The organism is Kineosporia sp. R_H_3, from assembly GCF_002198675.1.
Lineage (GTDB): Bacteria > Actinomycetota > Actinomycetes > Actinomycetales > Kineosporiaceae > R-H-3.
The window spans coordinates 1-15,850 of the sequence record NZ_MWLL01000191.1; the positions used below are offsets into that span (position 1 = coordinate 1).

Below are 15,850 nucleotides of genomic sequence, written 5' to 3' on the forward strand. Positions count from 1 at the left end.
CCCCGGTGACCTCCGCCCCGCTCCCCCACGACCACGGCCCGTCGGTGGCCGCGAGCCGCAGCCCGGCCAGCCGCTGCGCCGGGACGAAGCCCCTGGCGGCGGGTTTCGAGACGAGGAAGTCGAGGACAGGTTCCCAGGACGACGGCGGCGGACCGACGTCCAGCCCCAGCGGCCGCGCAGCGTCCCGCAGGTGGATCGCGGTGTCCGACATCGGCCCCGCGGCGCCCGTCACAGGAGGCTTGAGCCGGGCACCGGCGCGCTCCCTCAGCAGCCTGACGATCTCCTCGGTCGGACGACGCGCCTCACGCCGCGCCGTTTCGTCCGCCATCCTGTCCAAGTCCCCGCGGTATCGGATCACCTGTCCCGCAAGGAAGACCAGCGACACACCATGCTCGGGCGGCACCAGGTGCGCCGCCACCTCCCGCACCGTCCAGCCGCCGCACAGGCTCGGCGTCCGCCACTGCTCCTCGGTCAGTCCCGCGAACATCTCCGCCGCCAGCAGCCGGTTCGCCGTCGCGACCGCGTACATCGACTCCAGATCCGCCACCCGACAAGTCTGCGACGCACCCTCGCGACGACATCCGCAGCGCAGCGGGGTGACGTTGACGATGGGTCCGTCGTGGGGTCCCCCAGTGAACCGTGCGGTGTTGCTGCCCTTGCAGGGGCGCGCCCAGTTGGGATCGGGCCGACGAGCCCTGGGACGCAGCCGTTGTCACCGCCGCGGACGCCGAAACCGGACCGTCGAACGCGCGTCGCCCGCACAATCGGAAGGTCGGCGGTTTGACCCCGCCCCTGGCCACCACAAAACCCCTGTTGACCAGGGATTTTCTCACTTCCGGGGCCGATACGCCTCGGCACTCGATACCAGTGCTTACCGGTGACAACCGGATGCTTCCGGACAACGCGTTTCCAAGATCTTGCCCAATACGCGCCCACGGATTACTGCACTGAGACAAGCATCCGGCGTCGTCGCTGGTCATCTCCACAGGGCCGCGACGTCGTCAACAGTGGGCGACCGACACGTATCGGAAGATCGGTCGGCCGACGTACGCGCCCCTTCTTCGAGCCGACATAGCGCACCCTGTCGGCGGCGAGCGTGGCGTGTGGCTCGGCACTCGCCGATAGCCACCGTCGACTGATCGCTGCACCGTGACGTGGCGTCCCGCTGGGCCAGACGTTCGTGGCCCCGGACCCGTCACCTAACCGTGGACGGTTCAGCGTCCGTCGCGAATTGCTCAACAAGATCCTCATCCTCAACAGCAGCCACACACGGCGCGCCCTGGCCGAGTACCAGGACCACCACAACAACCCACCGGCCACACCGGTTCCTCGGCCAAGCCGCACCACTAGGAGCCCTGCCATGACAGCCAGACGCCCCGCCCGACACCTCGTTCGACACGAACGACTCGGCGGCATCCTGCACGACTACACGCACGCCGCGTGAGGCCTGCAGAGTTTCTGGCGCCCGCAGGCCGAAATCATGTCTCGAAGGGCCGGGCGTCGCTGGCGCTATGCGTCGACCTCGGGACGGGGCCCCAGACGGCGACAACTTTGCGACCACGACGGCCAGAACTACCCGTGTTCTACCGACCAGGCGAGCCAACCGACCACCGCGAGGACCCATCTGGTTCGTGGCCCCGCCAGGCTTGATGGCCAGTTGGGTGCTCGCTCTCGCCCGAACACAACGGGGACTATCCGTCACGGACTTAGAGGCATACCCTGCAAGATCTGGGTTGTCCGACGGCCTACCGAACGCCATGACGCTGGGGCACCAAACCCACCAAGAGAACTCGCCCGGGGAGGTCACATCGTGGCCGAATTGGCTAATAGTAAGCGGCAACTGCTGACCGCTACGCATGTCGCCACTAAATTGTCGCCAGCGGACCGACGAAGAATGCGCGGAACCCCAACCGGAGCATTCCGCAAGGCCAGCCTTCTTCGGTCACTGCCACTGGATCCCGCGATACTGCAGCATATGGCCAGCGCTCTCGACGAAGACGCCGAGGAGGAAACTCGCTCGGCCTGGCAGGTCCTCATCGGACTATCGTCCAGAATGATTTCGCCCCACACGGCAATATCGAACATGCAGATGGCTAAAGACCTTGCTTCCCTCCCCAGCGAAGTAGTCCTCCATTTTGCGGAAACCGCAACCGAAAAGGCGGCCAGCGAACAAGCATCGTCTGCAATAGAATCATTCAAGCAGTATTTGCACATCGCTCCTGTTGGTCGACTCCACTTGGAACGGCTTGAGATGATGCCCGTGGGGGTGGAGAGAGGCGAACTCGTATTCACCGTGCCGATGACGCCTTTAGAATCGGCAACTATCTCCCACAAGGAATGGTCGACGTCGTCCCGAGAATACGAGGACCTTGTCAGCGACTCGTTTGAAAGCTTCAGCGAACGTGGCGTAGCCGAGAAGACTGACGCCTCGATGTCCACCGAAAATGAGGCTCGACACACGAGCGAACTGACGTTCGGGGCTTCCCTATCCGGGTCATACACGGGTGTATCGCTAACAACAACGTTTGGGCTCAAGAACACGCGCGACGAGCGAGAATCGGCGCGACGTTCTCTCCAGCGGAACTCCGAAATCACTCAGAAAGCGTCGGCCAGGGCAAAGACTGAACATAAGGTCTCTGTAAAGCTTGAAGCGAAGCAAGGAACGAGCGACTCCACGTTCCGCACGATAACGAATCCTAGCGCCACGAACGCTATACGAGTCGACTACTACCGCATGATGCGGAAGTGGCGAACCAGCCTCTACCGATACGGCCTACGAGTAACTTACGACATGACTATCCCAAATCCGGGGGCGCGTCTCTTTGCGCGATACCAGTTGCTCAGCCGTTTAGAGGAAAAACTCAGGACGCCGTTCTCGTTTGGGCTGCATCCCGAAGATCTTACTGACTCGAACTGGGCGGCAGAAGCCTTGGCCCACGGAGCGGGAGTGACTTCTCCTCCCGCACCCATATTGACGGCCCTGCCGACACAAGATATCGCCTTCATTGGTGCCGACGAAGCCTTCGAGACTCGCCTCGGAAAGTTGGAGGTTGAAGTCCCGGAAGGGTACAAGGTGAAGTCCGCTGCGTTCACCGCGCACGCAATACCTTACCCGGCGGCCAACGTTCGATTTGAGCTTCTGGACGACGGATCGATAGGCGGCGCGTTGCCGAACACGGGTCCATTGACGATAACTAGCGCCTCGCCCCAATTGATTGGTCGCACGGGTCGCATCTCGACGGCCTATCTGTATCGAGAGATAAGCGCTGCAACCATGCGCCTCGACTTGGTCTTCGAACGGTTGCCGAGTGCACTGGCCGCGTGGCAACTGGCAGCTTGGTCCACCATCCGAGCGGCGGCCGAGCGTCGATATCAGGATGAGCTTTCCCAGGTTCAACGGAGACGAGATGCTCTATGGCTGGAGCTTAGCAATAAGGACACTCTCTCGCTCAGACGACTCGAGCGCGAGGAACTTCTGCGCTTGATCATGGAGTGGATGCTCGGTCCTCAAGCCTTTGATACTGCACCTCCCATGGTCGCTTCCACGATCGAAAAGGTGGTGAAGAACGAAGGACTACTCCTTGAGGGCGGGGCGGGCCCAATGCTTCCAATTGACAGCAAGGATCGAGATGAAGTTCTGGCATTCGGTGATTTCGTGAAGTTCATACACCAAGCAGTCGAGTGGGAGAACCTGCTCTACTTCATGTACCCGTACTTCTGGGGATCGGAGTCACTAGGCCAGCAAAAGATACTTTTTGAGCACGCAGATCCTGAGCATAGAAATTTTCTCCGCGCCGGATACGCGAGAGTTGTGATCACGATCCGCCCAGGATTCGAGGCAGACTTTACCCAGTTGCTGGAGACCGGAACACTTTCGGCCGAGAAGACATCGCCATACGTCTCGGTCGCGGAAGAAATCGCGAACTTCGCGCGCACCAACTACGCCAACATGGCTCCCGCGAACCCGGAGAAGCACGCGCGTCCATTGCTCTATCCGCAGCAGAGGGCGACCTGGGACACCATGCAGGTGGCGGTCGCGCAAATCGACTCGTACCACGATGACAACAAGAGTTACCCCCCCGCCCTCGATGTGTTGCCTGGAGCACCCTTCAAAGACGCTTGGGGGCGTCCACTTGTCTATCGCGTCCCTGGGAGCGGCAATGACTTTGATCTTTTGTCCCTCGGAGCAAACGGTGTCGAGGGGGGAGACGACCTCAATGCAGACATTTCCGCGGCTGCCGTGGCATCGCTGGTTGGGTCATGGTTCGAATACACGCCCACAAGCGGTATGGATATCGAAATTGACACGAACGGGTCAGACATTGCCTAGCCCCAGTGGGACTTAGGATGCAGCCCGCCGTCTCAGGAGGATGCTTCGCAGTAGGCGATCTACTCGGGACCTCCCATCAAGAAGGGGAGCAGTCAGGGACGGCACTGTTCGGAAAAGCGGTCGAGAGTCCCATCGTCAGGGACTACATACAGGAAACGCACGGCGTGGGATCCGCTGGCCTGCCCCTGGCGCTACTCCTCGATTGCGACTGGTGGGATTCCTTTGTGGGAGCTAAGGGCAAGAACTCGTACTTTGACTTTCTTGGCAGACACCATCCAAAGCTCTCGCGTAAGGCTCTGGACGGGTTGAACCCAGAACCAGCTAGGCCCGACATCTTGACTTGTCTTGGGCCGGCGACTAGCAGGAAGGTAGGCGAACTTTCTCGCAACGAGTACTTCGAGATCAAGCCGGATTCCCCGACAGGCTTGGAGAAGTGGTTTGGTCCGCCTGGCGCGCCGGAGTTGGGAAAGCGCAGCAAATTGAGGAAGTTTTATCGCTCGTTCTTGCTGCCGTACCGGGAGGGAGTCGTCTATCCAAACACTCCCACCAAGTCCAAGGAGCTTCCCCTTCCGCTCAATCAGGTGTTCAGACATCTCGTTCGCGCGTTTATGCGGAACCATGGCGTTAGGAAGGTTCGCCTATACATTTCAGTCAGACTGCACTCGCCCGGACTGCTCCTGTACAAGATTTGCATCGAGATTGAGACAGACGACAAGCGGAGACAAGAGGCTCTGGCACGGGCAACCGGTAAGTGGCTTTATGCCGCTTACGTCGTCTGCCACTTTCCAGAACTCTTTCCTGCCATTGAGTCAGAGTTAGGTGAGCACAGTTTTGAGGGTGAGCCATTTCCTCGGATCCGTTGTCAATTCAACGTGCTACCTGAACTAAAGCCAGTACTCGGGTCGCTTGAACAGGCGGTAATGATGCGTGGCCTCGCTCTACCGGGCGAGCAGTTTCTCCTATGCTGCGACGAATCGTTCTATCAGTGGCTTGTTGCCAAGCCACCTGAGATTCAGGTTCGGAAGTTGTGGGCAGAAGTCCAAGCTAGAGCCGAGTCGTGGGTCAAGCTCGCCGGTGGGGAAGCCCTCTGGAGCAGGGTGAGGCCTCTGATACTTGAAGTCGAACAAGTAGCAAGGAACTTCGCGTTAATGTTTCCCGACGCCGAGGACTTTGTTAATGCGGTTCTTAGTTGGGTGACTCGGCACCCACTGCTGACGCTTGGAATCGTGGTTACGGGAGTGGTAATCACTGCTGGTGTTGCCGCGTACCTAGAGGCCGCCCTGGTTGGAGCCGCTCTCGTCGCCAGCGAGGGAGCCATCGCCGAGGGAACTGCCGCAGGCGCGGCGAGCGCCCTCGGACGCTTCGCGCTGACTGAGGAGATCGCAGCACCGCTGTTCGGCCCAGAGGTGGCTTCCGCTACAGGTGCGAGGGGGTTCATGACAGCGACTGAAATCTCGACACAGATCGGCGGAGTCGGCGTGCCTGCTAATGACGGACTCATTCTTGCGAATGCAGTTTCACGGCCACTCCTTTCGACGGCACAACGGCGCGTGGCCGCTGCGGGTGTGGCCGCTGCGGCCGTACTCATGGTCTCATCCAGTAGCGCATACGCTATGGAGCGAGGCGCTACTGTGGTTGACCCCAAACGTGCACCGATTGTCGCGCAGCACGCAGCGGGCCTATACATGATTCGTTCACAGGATCCCGCGACATATCGGTCACGCCCTCCTGTGCAGGGAAGTCCGATCAACGTACATGACTATGCTGAGCCCGCTTCACGGACGGCGCCAGACTTTTCAGGACGCCCTCCCCCGTTGCTCGCCAGATACGTCGGCAGCCTTAAAGTGATCTGAACCAAGGTCTGGACTGGATCCGATTTGCCTTAGCTGAATCTGCTCGATCTTGTCACCTCTACCCACCGCCGGAGCGGTGAATGAGGTGACGTCGTACCGCCGGACCACGGCCGCAGGAGGCCACCGGTCGTCCAGAGGTATGCACCTACCAGCACGTCAAGCAGGCGGTCGACGGTCCAGAGCCCGGCCGGCTGCCGCAGTCCCGGCGCGGCGACGCACCGGTGTGGGTGTCGGAATCTCGTACATCGGCGCTGACCTGGACGTTTGCATCTGCAGCCTGTGGGTGCCGGTAACCCCTGCATGGGAGCTGACCTGCACGTTGTCCGTGAGGCGGCTGAGGTGATTGCCGGCAGAGGGTTTCGGTCGCCGTGGATGGTGGTCAGCCGTGAGGCGGCTGGAGGTCGATCTGGATCTCGGTGAGGTCGATGGCGCCGTCCGGGGCGAGTTGTCCGACGACAGAGATCAGGGGGATGAGGTAGCCGGTCTTGATGAGGATCCGGTATTCAGGCCGGCCGGGGATGAGCTCGGGCAGCTGGTCCCATCCGGTGGCGAACTCCTCGACGAGCGGGAGCAGCTCGTAGGCCTGGAAGTCCGCGATCGAGGGCTCACCGGCCGGGCCTCGCTCATCGCCGAGCTGGGTGTCGAGGTGGGCGAAGAAGTCGGGGCTGGCGCGGACGACGCGTCGGGTCATGCCGCGGGCGTCAGGCCGTCCGGCGTCAGGCCGTCGGGCGTCACGACGCCTGGCGGGCGGCGGCCTCGCGCTCGAGGACGCGGCGACGCAGCTCGTCGACGACGTGCCGGTACTCCGCGGGGACGTCGGCGAGGTCACGGATGATGCTCGCCTCGAACGCGGCCTCCCGCTCGGCAGGGGTCATCGCGTCGAGCTCTGCTGCTGTCAGCACGCGCACCGCGACCTCCCCAACCCTCGGCTCTCGTTCTTCGAGGCTACCTGCCGCCACCGACGACCTCCAGACATCCATGAACCCGTCTGTCCACGCCGCACGGCGCCGACGCGGGGCCGGAGCCTCCGCCGCCTCCCTCGCCTGGCTCACGGGACGCTCGCCTCGAGGATCTGGACGGCCCGCCGCGCCACGGTCAGGCGGGTGAGCGGACGGCCTTCGCGTTCGAGGGCTTCCCGGGCCCGGCGTTGCAGAAGGACCCGGGCGCCGTCGGTCTCCGCCAGGCGCCGTTCCAGGTCCTCCAGTTCGCCGGGCGTCGAACTGTCGGGCGGCGCATGGCTGGCGCTCTCGCCGTCGGTCGGTCGCCCGGGTGTCTCCCACCAGGGGCCGGGGCAGGCCAGCCGGGCCGGGGTCCGGGTGGCAGGGTCCGCGGCCACCGTCAGCAGCGCCGCCACGGCTGACTCGGCGGGACGGTCGTGGTCACGGACCGCGGCCAGCAGGACCTGGGCGAGATGGTCCGCGGTCCACAACCGCGAGGGCAACCCCAGATCGGCCCGCAGCTGCCGGCACTCCCCCGCGATCTGCTCGAGGTCGACCGGGCCCAGCAGCCGCGCCACCTCAGCCCTCGCCAAGGTCGGCGTCGTCGCCGGCGTCGTCGCCGGCGTCGTGGTCGGTGTGGTGCTCGGCGTCGTGGTCGGCGTCGTGGTCGGCGTGGAGGGCCGGGGAGGAGGGTTTGTGCTCTGGGTGAAGAACTCTGGGTCGGGCCGCACCGGTGCGGCCACCCTGGCCGCATCCGTGCGGCCGGGGGTAGCCGCATCCCTGCGGCCACCCCGACGCCCCCGCCAGTCCGCCGAGACGCGGACACCACCGGCGCCCGCCGGCTGCCGACCATGGTCGGTGACCGGGGTGGCCGCATCCGTGCGGCCACCCCCGCCCCGCCCGGGCCGAACCGGAGCACCCGGACGGGTGGCCCGGACCAGGTACCGGTTGGTCAGGTTCACCCCCTCCTGGCAACGGCGGGTCACCTCGACCGCCCCGATCCCGACCAACTCCCTCAATGCCCGGTCAACGGAGTCGACGGACTTCTTCCGCAGCCGGTCGGCCAGGGTGCGCCGCGACGGCATCCGCTGCCCCGACGACTGCCCGTACCGCAGCAGCACCGCGTACAACCGGACCGCGGCGTCGGACACATCGGCGTCCAGAACCCACTCCGGGACGATCGAGAACCGCTCCTCCAAGACAAGAGCAGCCGCACCAGTACTGGCCTCGCCGCGGTCGTTCACGGGCCCGGCCACGCTGTCGCGGGAAGTGTCCACGAACGAGTCGGCACACGGCGGCATACCGTCCCACGGCTGGGACACTCGCTGGGGTTCGCCAGCGGACAGGGCGCGGGGGTTGTTGACGGCGATCGACGGCAAGGAGTCGACTGGGACAGGCAGGACGGCATGACAGGTGGGCATCCGGGCCTCCGGAGTAGCTCCGGCAGCACACCACCCCCAGGCTCGGCTGGCCCGCAGCAGAAGCAGGACCGAGTGTCCGCGGAATGTCCGCGCCAGACCCAGGAGGTGGTGTGCCGCGACGGGACGAACCGATACACGGCGGAATCCCGAACCACTCCTGAACAGCAACAACGCGGACCCGGGCAGACCACCCGGCATCAACAAGACCTGGGGTTAGGCACCTGAAAATCGGAAGGTCGGCGGTTCGACCCCGCCCCTGGCCACCGCCTCTGACCTGCGGATTCGTTCCGCAGGTCGCTTGGTTTGGGGCCTCAGCGGGGTCGGTACATCGATTCGTACATCAGTTGGTCACAGGTCGTCCCATTCGATGGCCGGCCAACGGCCCCCGTGGTCGACGAAGTGGGCCGCTGCCCCGATCGCTGCGCCGACCGAGGTGATGTACCGGTCGGCGATGGTCGTGGGCTCGCCGCCGATGGTGAGTTCGACCAGGTCGCCGGTGTCCTGCGGGCCTACGGCCTGGAAACTCGGGCCTTCTTCGGTCTCGTTGTGTCCGACGAAGATGCCGCCGTCCGCGATCGCGACGCCCAGCCACTCGCCGGAGGGCTGGCCGAGGTACACCTCCGACCGACCACTCCCGACCAGGCTGCGGATGGCCGCCACCGCCTCGGCCGTTGTCACCGCGTCCACGTTCGAGATCCCTCGACGGGGGTCCCAGTAGTGGATCGACATGCTCGTCACCGGACCATCTTCGTCGGGAACTCACTGCTCACGCGAGCCTGTCGCTGAGCAGGCGCATGGCGGCGCGCTTCTCGTCGAGGGAGGCGTGGGCGTAGATGTTCATGGTGGCGTCGAGGGCGGAGTGGCCGGCGATCTCCTGGACGATGTGCGGCGGGACGCCGGCCTCCAGGAGCAGGGTCACGCAGGGGTGCCGCAGGTCGTGCAGGCGGACCGGCTGGTCGAGGACGGCGCGGACCTGGTACCAGGAGCGACGCAGGACACGACACTAGAGCAGCGACATCACCAACATCCCGATCACGGCAGCCATGATCGCGAGAAGCAGGAGGCCTGCAGCTACCTGCCGGGCACGCCCCGAGGACGTCGCCACCATTCCGGTGGCCCGCTGTGCCCTGCGGACCGACCAACTGATCCAGAGGCGCCATGGCTGAAGCCGGCGCAGTCGCGCGAGAGCTTCCTCGTCGCCTCCGACAGCAGCCACCCAGTACCAGCGAAGGGCAGCTCGCTTGTCCCAGTCCTCAGTCAGGCGAGCGACCTGGGTCGCGGCCCTGGAGGCGTCGCGGGAATGCAACGGGGCAGCTGCCGTGCACCGCTCGTACCACCCAGCTGCACCTGATCGGTCGCCGCTGTGCTCGAGTAGTCCGGCGAGCTTGTGCATCGCGATCGGACTGCCTGCATCGGCAGCCGTGCGGTACCAGGCCTGCGCTGCCGCTGGATCGGTCGCGAGCAGACCGTCACCGAAGGCGACGCAAGGCCGGGTGTCGCCCCGGCGCAAGGACGCCCGACAGATCTCCTCTGCCTCTGCCGGCCCGTGGGAAGCCAGGAGCCTGACCAAGGGCTCCAGCGCCGTGTCGTCACCGAAGTCAGCGGCACGCCGCAGCCAGGTTGCCGCCGCCTCGGCGTCGTCGTCCCGGTGCAACAGGCCGATCTGAGTGAACCGGGCGCTGCCGGTCACCGCCGCCAGGTCCGCGGCCGCCCGCGCCGCATTGAGACCGACCGCCCGGATCACATCGGGGTCAAGCAGCCCATCACTGTCAAACGCCGTGAGCCATCTGTGCCCCGGTCGGAACGTGTAGGACATCGGGCTCGCGAACTTTCCGTAGGTCCGGAACGTCCCCAGTCTGGTCGTCTTCCGGACCTCGACGTGAAGCTTCGCGGATATGTCGACCGGGCCCTCGCCCGAGTAGGCGATGACGACGCCAGCGACGAAACCGTAGGCGAGCCCGGGGTCCGACACCCGCCAAGAGCACTGGTTCCTCCCATGACCGAAGACCTGGATCTTCGGGCTTACGGACGTCGTGTGCTTGGCGAACTTGACCTCACCGGAGACGGGTTGACCCAGGCCAGCCAGGAACGGGAACAACTTCGCGACCTCGATGGCCAAGGTGGCACGCTCATCGGTGGTGACGCTCGCGCTGGCAGCTGGGGCCAACGAGACGAAGACAGGCTCAGTCACCGAAGGCGTGCTGACCCGAAGCTCCAGTCGCAGCCGGCGCAGCGTCACTCCATCGGGGGCAGTGAACGAGACGGGCACACTGAACCCGAAGGAGCGTACGCCGTCCGGCAACAAGGACTCGCCGGTGGAACCGATGTCGTCCTGCGGCAGTTCCGCGGTCACGCGCTCGGGCAACGCGACGTCGACCGAGCGCACCACCAACTCCGCCTCGGTGTCCTCGAACGCCATGATCGGCGGCTGGCCGAGGTGCAGGAGCTCGGCCCGTTCTTCGTCCTCGTCCTCAGGCCAGACCGGGTCTTTCGTGGCAACGACCCGGGCTGTGAGCAAAGGAGTAGGCGAGGGTGCCGCATGTCTGGTGGAGTACGCCGACTGCCTCGCGCCCTGCACGTAAACCAACTTGTACATCGGGTCCATGGCTCACCAGCTCGCATCGACCGCCGTTCACTGTCGACGCTAGTACGTGCACCAAGGGCAAGGAAGCGGCGTTGGCCCCCGAGCCACGGGCGTGGCGCCATCCTGCAGGGATCGAAGCTGGGGCGTCCGACTCGCCAAGGAAGCGAGGCTGTCTTCGAGGTCCTGCTGACCCCGCAGCCCGTCGCTCTCTCCGGGACGAACGAGCTCTCGGCGGGCAGTATCGCGCCGCGTACGAGCAGGACGTCCTGACCTTCCAACGGCACCACAACCGGCCGTTACCTCGGCTGGGATGAGGGTGCTCCACCGCCGACCTGCGACGTTTGCCGAGCCGTTCGGCGGCCGGCCGGCCAGTCCCGCCACAATGCAACCCATGAGCGACGAGGACATCGACTGGTCCACTGTGAAGGCCTGCTGCGGCCCGGCCACCTCGATCCCGTCGCTGCTACGTGATCTGGCAAGTGCGCAGCCCAGCCAGCGTTCCCACGCGATTTCCGAACTCTGGGGATGTCTGTGCCACCAGGGAACCGTCTACGAGGCGTCTGCACTCGCGGTCCCGTTCCTGTTCACTGCCGCCAAGTCCTTGGAACTGCCCAGCGCTGAGAGGGATCAGCTCCTGGCGCTCATCGTGCACATCGGCCTCGGCGAGGACACGACCTGGCGTGGCTACACCTCGTGGGAGGTAGTGCAGGCCTGCGCCGTTGCCGTCAAGGCGCTTCTGCCCGACTTGGCGGCCTGGGCTCTCGTAGGGCCGCCAGAAGCACGGCGGTGGACACTGGCTTTGGCCGCGCAACACCCGAACGACTGGGCCTCGTTCGGGATCGACACGAACCAGCTCATGCCGAACGCCGACCCAGCCACGGCTGAGTTGGTTCGCCATGCTGTTGCTGGGACTGCCCCTGGAGAGGGCGTCATCGACGCGGTTCTGGCATCGAATGCTGATCTGCGCGACTACCGGCGATACGCAGCCTTACCTAGAAACCGGGTGAGGTCCGCCCCGAGTGAATGTAGCTCGCGGACCTCAGCGAGCATTGGCCGGCCTGAGCAGGATCGGAGTGACAGCAGGAATGACAGCAACGACTCTGCATCCGAGGGACCCCGCGATACGACTCAAGGGAATCACCCCTGATCAGAGGCTTTCCCCAGACCATGGTGGACGACTCCGAAGCGGCTGAAAATCGGAAGGTCGGCGGTTCGACCCCGCCCCTGGCCACAACCCCTGAAACCCCTGCTGAGCAGGGGTTTCTTCATTTTGGCGCCCACTCGCGAGCCCACCAAAGCGTCCGCGCAATGTCCGCGCCGAACGCCACTTCCTCCCTCCCTTCAGGCCGTTGAACTGCGGCTTTGGCCGCCAGTCCGCCCGAAGAGCAGCCGATTCTCGGCACGACCAGGAGCCATGTCCCGACGCGTGCCAGTTCGTCCCGGCTCGGCCCACCGCGCAGCGTCTCGAACTGCCTCGTCGGCGGACACTCCGCGGGGACAGCCAAACCACGACCCCGGCTGGTCGCCACGGACGAAGTCCTTCCGACCCGGAAACGGAAGGTCGGCCACGTCAGGTAGCGACTCGAGCCAGGTCCTACCAGCAACTGCCAGCCGGTCCGTCGCGGAACTCCAGCGTCCGCGGACAGCGCTCGAGCCCGGGCGTTGTCGGCGGCATCTCGCATTCCTCGAGCCACGTCTGCGCAGGGCTCCGCCCTGATGGCGTAGCCCTGCGCATGCGGGATCCGGGCCGGTCACATGGCTGGGACGACCTCGTAGACCTCGACCGACCCACCGGAGGCAAGCAGCGGGCAGCCCTTGGCGAGGGCCACGGCACTGTCCAGGTCGTCCGCGGCCAGGATCGAGTAGCCGGTCAACCCAGACCGGCCGGCACCAGCGACGCTGCCGTCAGTCGCGATCGAGACGCTGGCACCGAAGGGGTTGCCGCCGTCCACCACAGACGCCCGAGCGAGCCGAACCAGGCGCCCCATGCGTCCATCACGGCCTGCTGCTGCTCCGCGGTCGCCTCGGACATGTCGCCGCCACCGGTGTAGGCGAGCAGGAAGTTCGTCATCGTGCCGCTCCTCATGAAGGGGTCCAGGACCCAGCGAGCGGCCGCGAACTGCGGCCGATACGTCTTCGACGGACGAGGCGCACGCGAATCGACACCTGAAGCAGCTTTCTCCACCCCGGAATGCACTCTGCACAGGGCCAGCCTCAGCGGTCCGCTGCAGATGCACTTTGTTCACCTCACCGCCGCCGCTTCTACGCCACTGGGGGCCGGGGTTGACCAGCGCGTGCGGCCCGGCGGGCTGTCTCGGTGCCGCCGTCGATGAGTAGCGACGACAGGGGAACCCAGACCAGTAGATGCACGTGCGAGGGGAGCCACGCGCAGGGTTCTGTGGTGCAGTCTCGCGGCGGCCCACCGCGCCGATAGGTCCCCTTATGTCAGTCCGCCGGCTCTGTCAGCCCGCCGGCACGCTCTCCACTGCTCCCGGTGTCCGCTGCGGTTCACGACGCTGCCCAGAAGTAGGAGTGCAGGCCATCTCGAGAAGTCGCAGTCTGCGCGGACGCATCGAGCGCGTCCACCACGCTGCAGGACGGCGAGCTCATCGACATCACCATGGACCTGCACGGGCCGTGAAGGTGAGGCCGTGCGTGCAGTCCGGGTAGCCGTAGCGGGCGCCGACACGTCGCGGTGATCCTCGCCCGGGAGACGCCCTCGATCGCGGGCCCGATCACCCAGGCATGTCCGGCGGCCCGGGGGCCTGCTCACGCAGACGTCGAGGACGTACTTGACGAGGCGCCTAGATTGTGACACAACTCGCTGTGTCCGCTATCACCTCGTCGAAAGGTCAACGATGACCTCCACTGACACCCCACTGTTGGCGATCGACGACCTCCTGAGGGAGGCGGTAGAACGCGACGGCATCCCGGGCGTCGCTGCGCTGGCAGCGGACCGCGACGGTGTCGTCTACCGCGGCGCCGCCGGCCGCCGACTGACCGAGCCGCAGACGCCGATGACCACCGACTCGGTCCTGTGGCTGGGCTCGATGACCAAGATGATCGTGGCCATCAACGCGCTCCAGCTGGTCGAGCGCGGGCAGCTGCAGCTCGATGCGCCACTGAGCGAGCTGCTCCCGGTCCTGGCAGACGTGCAGGTGCTGAGCGGCTTCGACGACGACGGCCGGCCGGTGACCCGGCCCGCGAGCACGCCAGTGACCCTGCGCAACCTGCTCAACCACACGGCCGGGAACGGCTACCACTTCTGGCACGCCGACGTCATGAAGTACCAGGAGGTCATGGGCCTGCCAGGCATCATCGAGTGCCGCGAGGCCACGCTCACCACCCCGCTGGTGCACGAGCCCGGCAGCGCCTGGGTGTACGGGATGAACATCGACTGGGTCGGCAAGGCCATCGAGGCCGTCACCGGCGGCTCGCTGGAGGAGTCGCTACGCCGCGACCTGCTCGACCCCCTGGGCATGGCCGACACCAGCTTCATGCTCACCCCGCAGCGCCGGGAGAAGCTCGGCGGCATGAACGTGCTGACCCCCGACGGGCGCGTCGAGGTGCCGTTCGAGATGACCCAGGAGCCCGAGTTCCAGATGGGCGGCGGTGCCATGTACGGCTCCCCCGAGGACTACCTGGTGCTGCTGCGCATGCTGCTCGCCGGCGGCATCCATGAGGGCCGCACGATCCTGTCGCCGGCCATGCTCGAGGAGGCGCTGGCCAACCAGATCGGAGACCTGCGCGTCGGCCCCATCCCGACCGTCGACCCGGGCAGCTCGCACGACGTCGACTTCCTGCCCGGGACGACGAAGACCTGGTCACTGCTGGGCATGCGCAACGAGGAGGACACCCCGCAGGGCCGTACCACCGGCAGCCTGTTCTGGGCCGGCCTGGGCAACACCTACTTCTGGGTCGACTTCGGCTCCGGTGACTGCGGGGTGCTGTTCACACAGATCCTCCCCTTCGCCGACCCCGCCGTCCTCGGTCTCCTCGACCGGTTCGAGGCCGCCGTGCACCGGCGGTGACCAACCTGGAGGCACGTCGCCATCCCACCGGCGAGGATGGCGACGTGCCCGATGACCTCAACGCATCCGAACGCGTCGCAGCTGCGCTCGCCGCCGACATCCTGGACGGTGCTCTGCCCCCGGGGAGCCGGATGCGGGAGGTGGCCCTCGCCGACCGCTTCGACGTCGGCCGGTACACCGTCCGGTCAGCCATCGCGCTGCTCACCGCCCGGGGACTGCTGGTGCACGAACGCCACCGCGGCGCCTTCGTCCCCGAGCTGACCCGGGAGCGGGTCGACGAGGTGCACGGCTTCCGTCGCGTGATCGAGATCGGCAGCTTGCGACTGGCACTGGCCAGAGGCGCCGACCTGGGCCTGGTCGACGACGCCGTCCGCGAGCTGGAGCAGCTGGGTGAGGACGCGCCGTGGCGAACGCTCATCGCCACCCACCAGGACATTCACCATCAGATCGTCGCTGCCGCCGGCAACGAACGACTGCTGAGCGCTTACGCCACCTGCGAGCTTGAGCTGCAGCTGATGTTCGCCGCGATCCGCCCCGACTTCACCGCCCGCCGCCTGGCCGTGCTCCACCGGCACCTGCTCGACCAGCTGTACATCGGCGGCGACGTCGCCGTCCGAGCACTCGAAGACGACCTCGAGATCTCCGGCCGCGCCGCGCTGCTGAGCGCGCTCGAGCGCCAGACCCCGGCCTGAC

The 15,850-nt window shown here is 65.7% G+C and carries 14 protein-coding genes; 5 read left to right on the forward strand and 9 right to left on the reverse strand.

The window, feature by feature from the left end:
* On the reverse strand, nt 1–547 hold a 547-nt coding region (locus tag ECOMGDLI_RS22675), incomplete at its 3' end, for a maleylpyruvate isomerase family mycothiol-dependent enzyme (protein WP_088319130.1).
* 1,428 nt (nt 548–1,975) lie between these two features.
* Between ECOMGDLI_RS22675 and ECOMGDLI_RS35455 the strand changes: the two genes are divergently transcribed.
* Entirely contained in the window at nt 1,976–4,330 is a 2,355-nt protein-coding gene (locus ECOMGDLI_RS35455) for a type II secretion system protein GspG (RefSeq protein WP_198955103.1), read from the forward strand.
* A 17-nt stretch (nt 4,331–4,347) separates the two neighbouring features.
* The gene (locus ECOMGDLI_RS33975; protein ID WP_143447857.1) at nt 4,348–6,183 is read left to right on the forward strand and encodes a hypothetical protein; all 1,836 of its coding nucleotides are present in this window, start codon (nt 4,348–4,350) and stop codon (nt 6,181–6,183) included.
* A gap of 379 nt (nt 6,184–6,562) precedes the next feature.
* Here ECOMGDLI_RS33975 and ECOMGDLI_RS22690 read toward each other — a convergent pair whose 3' ends face one another.
* The 6 genes from ECOMGDLI_RS22690 to ECOMGDLI_RS22710 all read right to left on the reverse strand — a co-directional run bounded on the left by ECOMGDLI_RS22690 (nt 6,563) and on the right by ECOMGDLI_RS22710 (nt 11,147).
* Nucleotides 6,563–6,874, reverse strand: coding sequence for a hypothetical protein (locus tag ECOMGDLI_RS22690; protein ID WP_088319131.1), 312 nt, complete (start codon nt 6,872–6,874; stop codon nt 6,563–6,565).
* 40 nt (nt 6,875–6,914) lie between these two features.
* A complete protein-coding gene (locus ECOMGDLI_RS34810) occupies nt 6,915–7,085 on the reverse strand; it encodes a hypothetical protein (RefSeq protein ID WP_158221106.1) in 171 nt (56 codons plus the stop codon).
* Nucleotides 7,086–7,231: 146 nt separating this feature from the next.
* The gene (locus tag ECOMGDLI_RS35460; RefSeq protein ID WP_198955104.1) at nt 7,232–8,365 is read right to left on the reverse strand and encodes a helix-turn-helix domain-containing protein; all 1,134 of its coding nucleotides are present in this window, start codon (nt 8,363–8,365) and stop codon (nt 7,232–7,234) included.
* 525 nt (nt 8,366–8,890) lie between these two features.
* Nucleotides 8,891–9,271 carry an Imm1 family immunity protein gene (locus tag ECOMGDLI_RS22700; protein WP_233153603.1) on the reverse strand — a complete coding sequence of 127 codons (381 nt, stop codon included), beginning with the start codon at nt 9,269–9,271 and terminating at the stop codon, nt 8,891–8,893.
* Nucleotides 9,272–9,308: 37 nt separating this feature from the next.
* The gene (locus tag ECOMGDLI_RS22705; protein ID WP_088319134.1) at nt 9,309–9,536 is read right to left on the reverse strand and encodes a tyrosine-type recombinase/integrase; all 228 of its coding nucleotides are present in this window, start codon (nt 9,534–9,536) and stop codon (nt 9,309–9,311) included.
* Between the two features lie 9 nt (nt 9,537–9,545).
* Nucleotides 9,546–11,147, reverse strand: coding sequence for a tetratricopeptide repeat protein (locus ECOMGDLI_RS22710; RefSeq protein WP_088319135.1), 1,602 nt, complete (start codon nt 11,145–11,147; stop codon nt 9,546–9,548).
* Nucleotides 11,148–11,517: 370 nt separating this feature from the next.
* Here ECOMGDLI_RS22710 and ECOMGDLI_RS33985 point away from each other — a divergent pair, with 370 nt between their 5' ends.
* Nucleotides 11,518–12,273 (forward strand): hypothetical protein, encoded by a 756-nt coding sequence (locus tag ECOMGDLI_RS33985; RefSeq protein WP_143447858.1) that lies wholly within the window; start codon nt 11,518–11,520, stop codon nt 12,271–12,273.
* Between the two features lie 604 nt (nt 12,274–12,877).
* On the opposite strand, the gene ECOMGDLI_RS35465 is transcribed toward ECOMGDLI_RS33985, so the two are convergent.
* Together ECOMGDLI_RS35465 and ECOMGDLI_RS35470 are read right to left on the reverse strand one after the other, a co-directional pair.
* Nucleotides 12,878–13,000, reverse strand: coding sequence for a YciI family protein (locus ECOMGDLI_RS35465; RefSeq protein WP_198955105.1), 123 nt, complete (start codon nt 12,998–13,000; stop codon nt 12,878–12,880).
* Nucleotides 12,997–13,197 carry a hypothetical protein gene (locus ECOMGDLI_RS35470; protein WP_198955106.1) on the reverse strand — a complete coding sequence of 67 codons (201 nt, stop codon included), beginning with the start codon at nt 13,195–13,197 and terminating at the stop codon, nt 12,997–12,999. The genes ECOMGDLI_RS35465 and ECOMGDLI_RS35470 overlap by 4 nt, the downstream gene beginning before the upstream one ends.
* Before the next feature lie 787 nt (nt 13,198–13,984).
* Between ECOMGDLI_RS35470 and ECOMGDLI_RS22720 the strand changes: the two genes are divergently transcribed.
* Together ECOMGDLI_RS22720 and ECOMGDLI_RS22725 are read left to right on the forward strand one after the other, a co-directional pair.
* Complete coding sequence (locus ECOMGDLI_RS22720) at nt 13,985–15,157, forward strand: serine hydrolase (RefSeq protein WP_088319136.1); 1,173 nt, start codon at nt 13,985–13,987, stop codon at nt 15,155–15,157.
* Nucleotides 15,154–15,849, forward strand: a complete 696-nt coding sequence (locus tag ECOMGDLI_RS22725) for a GntR family transcriptional regulator (protein ID WP_088319137.1) — start codon at nt 15,154–15,156, stop codon at nt 15,847–15,849. The genes ECOMGDLI_RS22720 and ECOMGDLI_RS22725 overlap by 4 nt, the downstream gene beginning before the upstream one ends.
* Nucleotide 15,850 lies beyond the last annotated feature (1 nt).

Coding starts and splice junctions, on each gene's coding strand:
- ECOMGDLI_RS35455 (WP_198955103.1), top strand. CDS start 1,976: ATGGCCAGCGCTCTCGACGAAGACGCCGAGGAGGAAACTCGCTCGGCC.
- ECOMGDLI_RS33975 (WP_143447857.1), top strand. CDS start 4,348: ATGCAGCCCGCCGTCTCAGGAGGATGCTTCGCAGTAGGCGATCTACTC.
- ECOMGDLI_RS22690 (WP_088319131.1), bottom strand. CDS start 6,874: ATGACCCGACGCGTCGTCCGCGCCAGCCCCGACTTCTTCGCCCACCTC.
- ECOMGDLI_RS22700 (WP_233153603.1), bottom strand. CDS start 9,271: ATGTCGATCCACTACTGGGACCCCCGTCGAGGGATCTCGAACGTGGAC.
- ECOMGDLI_RS22710 (WP_088319135.1), bottom strand. CDS start 11,147: ATGGACCCGATGTACAAGTTGGTTTACGTGCAGGGCGCGAGGCAGTCG.
- ECOMGDLI_RS33985 (WP_143447858.1), top strand. CDS start 11,518: ATGAGCGACGAGGACATCGACTGGTCCACTGTGAAGGCCTGCTGCGGC.
- ECOMGDLI_RS35470 (WP_198955106.1), bottom strand. CDS start 13,197: ATGACGAACTTCCTGCTCGCCTACACCGGTGGCGGCGACATGTCCGAG.
- ECOMGDLI_RS22720 (WP_088319136.1), top strand. CDS start 13,985: ATGACCTCCACTGACACCCCACTGTTGGCGATCGACGACCTCCTGAGG.